The organism is Streptomyces sp. SID3343 (assembly GCF_009865215.1).
Taxonomy (GTDB): Bacteria; Actinomycetota; Actinomycetes; order Streptomycetales; family Streptomycetaceae; genus Embleya.
The window spans coordinates 1-4,972 of the sequence record NZ_WWJX01000226.1; the positions used below are offsets into that span (position 1 = coordinate 1).

The following is a 4,972-nucleotide window of genomic DNA, read 5'->3' on the forward strand; positions in this document are numbered from 1 at the left end:
GCGTCGGCCGGCCGTGCGGGGTTCGCCGGCCGGTTCGTGGTCGGCCGGGGTGTCGTCGACGGCGGCGCCCGAACCTACGGCAGAGCGGCGCCGACGGCGTGATCGACCGCCTCGATCAGCGTTTGGCGGCGACGAATCCCCATTGGTCGACCGGGTCCCCGGTGAGGGGCTCGTCGGGTCGCCACAGGCTGATCGAGCCGAAGCCGGGGTCGAGGAGGTCGAGTTCGTCGGCGAAGGAACGCAGGGTGGCGGCGGGCCGGGAGACGTACGGGAGGGCGCCGCCGTCGGCGTATTCGTCGGAGGCCGCGCGCGTGACCGGGGTTTCGATCGTGTCGCACAGGACGAGGTGGCTGCCTGCGGGGAAGGCGTCCAGGTAGGTGTGCAGCAGGGCGGCGGCCCGGGCGTCGTCGGTGACGTGGCCCAGGGTGGAAAGCAGCATCAGCGCGACCGGCTGTTCGCGGTCCAGGATCTTGTCGGCCTCGCGCAGCACGGTTTCGGCGTCGGTGAGGTCGGCGGGCACGTAGGCGGTCGCCCCTTCCGGCCGGCCGGTCAGCAGCGCGCGGGCGTGGGCGAGGACGATCGGGTCGTTGTCGACGTAGACGACCCTCGCCTCCGGGGCGACTTTCTGTGCGACCTCGTGGGTGGGCTCCGCGGTGGGCAGGCCGGTGCCCAGGTCCAGGAACTGCCGTATCCCGACTTCTTGCGCCAGGTGGCGCACCGCGCGTGCCTGGAACCGGCGAGAGGCCCGGGCGATGTCGACGATCTGCGGGTACGCCTCGGCCATGGCGGCACCCAAGGCCCGGTCGGCGGGATAGTTGTCCTTGCCGCCGAGCCAGAAGTTCCACATCCGCGCCGAATGCGGCGTCGTCGTGTCGATCGGGTCCACTGCCACCGGGCCCTGCGGTTCCTCGTTCACGACGTCTCTCCTCGTATCGCCCGGCGCACCCTCACGATGCCGTGCCACATACTGCCGGCACCCGGAACCGGGCGAACACCCGAGGGTCCGGCTTGATCGCCGCCAACCAGCTTGCGTCCCAAGGCATTTCGTACCAACCCTGGACGCGAGGGTGAACGCGGCGCGGTGCCGGTCTCGCCGAGTCCGTATGCGTATGCGTATCACGCGTCCCGGGCGGCGTCGCAACGCGCCGACCGCGCCTCTGTGCCGGAGGAGCGCTTCTGCCGGCAGAGGCCGTCGCGCACGGACTTCGGGCCGGTGTGGCTGGTCTTGCGCGCGTGGTCGAGAACCGGCGACGTGTCGGGCAGTACCCAGGCGCGGGCCGGCCCGACCGGCGGCCGGCCGGTCAGTCGGCCGGTCGGTCGGTGGGGCCGGTCATCGCCGCACCGGGGCACGGTCCGGGGGCGCGGGGGCGGGAACGGTCATGATGCGGTGGAACAGGCCGGTGGAGGCGGGTTCGCCGACGGGCCGGCCGTCGACCTCGACCCAGGCGTGGGCGCGGAAGGGTTCGGTGCGCACGCCGCTGCACCAGGTCGGCCACACTCCGCGCGCCCGGCACAACAGCGCGGTGGCGACCGAGCGTTGCACGCAACCCTCGCCGGCACACCGCGCGCTCACCGCGACCACGGCCCGCCGGGCGGTCGAGACCTGCGCTGCGGTGGCAGGGCCGCTCGCGCCGCCGCGTGCGAAGACGAGGGCCTTGCGCATGCGTCCCGGGGACAGCAAGGTCAGGACACGGGCGGCGGCGACCGCGAGCAGCGGGGCGGGACGATGCCACAGCGGCAACCGGTCGCGGGCCTCGGGGGCGTAGGGCAGCGTCACGGCATCACCAGCTTGGCGGTGTGTAGGTGGTCCACCAGTGCCGTGACGTCTCGCTCGGCTTGTTCCGGGGTGAGGCCGGGGTGGCGCTCGGCGAGCGCGTGGGCGATGTCGGCGGTGGTGGTGCCGTCGAGGAGGGCTTGGAGGATGTGGGCACCGGTGGGGTTGAGTTGCCAGTAGCGACCGGTGCGTTCGTCCAGGAGGACTGTGCCGGTGTCGGTGGCGGTGGCGTGCACGGTGGGGCCCAGTGTCGGGGTCGTGTCCGTCATCTGGTTCCTTCGGCGGCGACGGGCGCGGGGCGAGCGCCGGGGGTGGGCAGGGAACGCAGCCATTGTTCACAGGCCAGGGTGGGGATCAGGTCGGCGTGTAGGGCGTGGGTGGGTCGAGCGTGCAGAGCGGCGCGCAGGAGGTCGGCGTCGATCAGACCGACCTCGGCGAGGAGGCTGTCCTCGAAGAGGTCGAGGAGGTCTCGGCGGTGGCGGCGTAGGCCGGCGTGCGCGTCGGCGGTGTATTCGCCCTTGGTGGAGCGGGCCAGGATCTCGGCGGGGACGATGCCGTGCACGGCTGCGGCGAGGAGCGGTTTGTAGCGGGTGGCCACGACGCGTTCCCAGGGGCGGACGGCGAGGACGGCCGCCAGGACGGCGTCGTCGGTGTACGGGGTGGCGTAGCCGATCCCCAGGATGTCCTGGGCGAGTTGGTCGATGCGGCGGGTGCCGTCGCCACCCGCGCGCATCTCTTGGAGGATCCGGTGCGTCGCGCGTCGCGGCGACAGGGGCTGGGGATCGCGCGCGGCGGCTCGGCGCAGCAGGAGGGCGACCCTGTCCCGGGCGTGTGGGGTGGCCCAGGACGGCAGACGGGCGTCGAGCCCCCACCCCGACGGGCGCGGCCCGGCGGGGGTGCTTGTCGCGGCGAGTGCGTCGGCGCCGCGGGCGAGGTGGTCGGCGAAGGAGGTGCGGTCTCCCAGCGCGCGGATCGCCGGCAGCAGGGGTTCGCGTCGAAAGAGTGTGCGTCGGCGCAGGTCGGCGAACGCGGCCGGGGGGTTGATCCGCAGGAGGTCGTGGGTGTGCCCGGGCATGGGGCTGAAGAGTTGGTCTCCGCCTCCGCCGCACAGGTGTACACGCGAGCCGCGCCGCGACATACGTTCCAGCGTGCCGAACAGTTTCGCCCGGTCTCGCGCCCACCCGCCGGGCTCCTCCGCCGGAGCGGGCACCGGCGCGGTGTCCGCGAACCAGGCGGGTGTGTGCTCGCGGCCGACGAACTCGTGCTCGACCCAAGGGAGTTCGGCGGCGGCGCGGCGGGCCCAGGCGCCGTCCTCGTTGGCTTCGTCGAGTCCCTGCCAGGTGGTGGTGAGCAGGCGGGCGGGACCGGTTGCGGCGAGGAAGCACAGGCTGGTGGAGTCCATTCCGCCCGACAGGTCCGCGCTGACCGTTCCGCCGGCGGCGGTGCGCGCGTCGACGGCGGCGATCAGGGCCTGACGAACCGCGCACGCGCCTTCCTCGAAGGATGCCGTCTGCGCCGGCGGGGCCCACCACCGCGCGGTGTTCGCGCGGCCGTGCCCGTCCAACAGCAGGCACTCGTCCGGGCGCACGCCCACGACGGCGCGCCACACGCTGCGATCCTCCAGCGGGTGGACCTGCGGCATGGACGCCATGCGCAGCGCGAGCACGTCCTGGTCCACGTCGGATCCGGTCAGGCGGGCGAGGACGTCCGCGCGCGAGCAGCCGACGCTCACGCCTTCCAATCGGGCGTGGAAGACGCGGCGGGCGCCGGCGGCGGTGCCCCGCGCGCGTACCCGGTCACCGACGGAGGCGATCAGGTGGAAATCACCGGCCGTACCCGCCACGACCCGGTCGACCTCGTCGACGTGCCGCACTCCACCCAGGCGCGCCGCCAGCACGTGCACGTCGGGGGGACGCCCGTCGAACACCGCCACCCGCGCCGTACCGGCTCGGGCGACGCGCACGTGCCCGGTAGGCCAGGCGCCCATCAACCACGGTCGCCCCGAGTGGTGTTCGACCACGTCCGGCGCGAACGGTCGCACCACCCGAACGGCCTTTTCCGCCGCGTCACCATCGGGCAGCACCACGAACCACCGTCGAGCCGTCACCTGGAGCACCCACTCCCACCGAGAACCACCACGAAAGGATGAAGAGGGGGAAGCGGTACCGCGGCGAACCGCCGTACCACTCCCCGACGTTCGGCCCTCGACGAGCCGGCACGACCACCCGGCCGAAGCCGAGAACCGCTATTCCCAGGAGCCGCCGCCGGGACGGAAGTGGCTGTAGATCCACGGGACGGTGCCCCCGTCGATGTACGCGCCCGCGGACGAGCCTCGGGTCAACTCGGCGTAGCCGCCGATCTCCACCAACGTCGGCACCTCGTAGGCCTCACCCGTGTTCTCCATGTGGGTGTCTCCTTCCACTCCTCGTACACGGGCGCTGTGCCCGCCGAACAAGGGCATGCCCAACCGGGAGTATTCAATACGAATCCACCGAAAAGAACGAAAATCATATCGGCTGCGATCGGGCACATCCTCGGGGCAATCCGCAAGCGCAAGGCGCCCTCCGGCCGTCGCGACCAAAGGTCGTTCCTGTTCATCGTGATTCCCCGGTCCCAGCGTGCTGTTCGTCGTCGGGCGGGCGCTCTCCCAGGGCCGCCGCGCCGCGACTTCACCCGGCGGCCACGGTCGGCGGCGCAGGCGGCATCGCCGTGATCGCCCTCGGCCTCACCGTCGCCGCCACCGGACGCAACAACTGGAAGCCCGGGGGGCGAAGCGGCGAATGCCGGCGCCGAACGGCCCCCGAAACCACGGGATGCAGGTGTCGGGCGTACTCCGGTGGGCCCCTCGGCGAGTACCTGTTTCGTGACGGCGGTCGGTTTCGGGGGCGGACCGGGGGCGGACTCACCTCACGGTGAGCCGTCGCGCCCTGGCGAGGTTGACGATCAGTTCGGCACGGGTCTGGTGCTCGTGCGCGAGCCAGGCGGGTTGACCCGGACCGCTGCGCCACGACTCGCCGAGTGGGCTGTTGTCCACGGTGTCGAACCCGAACCGGTCGTACAGACGCGTCACGAGTTCCACTGCCTGGGGAAAATCGCTCGAGGCTGAAAGCGCCAGACGGCCGGGAGCGCCCGCCGCCTCACCCGCGGTGGTGATGCGGGGAGCTTGGATGTGCGTGAAAGCCTTGACGACCTTGGATC

The 4,972-nt window shown here is 72.5% G+C and carries 5 protein-coding genes and 1 pseudogene; all 6 read right to left on the reverse strand.

Going from position 1 to position 4,972, the window contains the following annotated elements:
- Window positions 1-115: 115 nt before the first annotated feature.
- A complete protein-coding gene (locus GT354_RS08260; RefSeq protein WP_346011927.1) occupies window positions 116-916 on the reverse strand; it encodes an SAM-dependent methyltransferase in 801 nt (266 codons plus the stop codon).
- Window positions 917-1,330: 414 nt separating this feature from the next.
- Window positions 1,331-1,777 (reverse strand): lasso peptide biosynthesis B2 protein, encoded by a 447-nt coding sequence (locus tag GT354_RS08265; protein WP_161355607.1) that lies wholly within the window; start codon window positions 1,775-1,777, stop codon window positions 1,331-1,333.
- Entirely contained in the window at window positions 1,774-2,043 is a 270-nt protein-coding gene (locus tag GT354_RS08270) for a lasso peptide biosynthesis PqqD family chaperone (protein WP_161355608.1), read from the reverse strand. The genes GT354_RS08265 and GT354_RS08270 overlap by 4 nt, the downstream gene beginning before the upstream one ends.
- The gene (locus tag GT354_RS08275; RefSeq protein WP_161355609.1) at window positions 2,040-3,881 is read right to left on the reverse strand and encodes an asparagine synthase-related protein; all 1,842 of its coding nucleotides are present in this window, start codon (window positions 3,879-3,881) and stop codon (window positions 2,040-2,042) included. The genes GT354_RS08270 and GT354_RS08275 overlap by 4 nt, the downstream gene beginning before the upstream one ends.
- Window positions 3,882-4,019: 138 nt before the next feature.
- Window positions 4,020-4,178, reverse strand: a complete 159-nt coding sequence (locus GT354_RS08280) for a lasso RiPP family leader peptide-containing protein (protein WP_161355610.1) — start codon at window positions 4,176-4,178, stop codon at window positions 4,020-4,022.
- A 498-nt stretch (window positions 4,179-4,676) separates the two neighbouring features.
- Window positions 4,677-4,972 (reverse strand): annotated as a pseudogene (locus GT354_RS53645) (NADP oxidoreductase); the annotation flags it as partial.

Bases quoted from the DNA above. Each gene is read 5' to 3' on its own strand.
- GT354_RS08280 (WP_161355610.1), bottom strand. From the start codon at position 4,178: ATGGAGAACACGGGTGAGGCCTACGAGGTGCCGACGTTGGTGGAGATC.
- GT354_RS08270 (WP_161355608.1), bottom strand. From the start codon at position 2,043: ATGACGGACACGACCCCGACACTGGGCCCCACCGTGCACGCCACCGCC.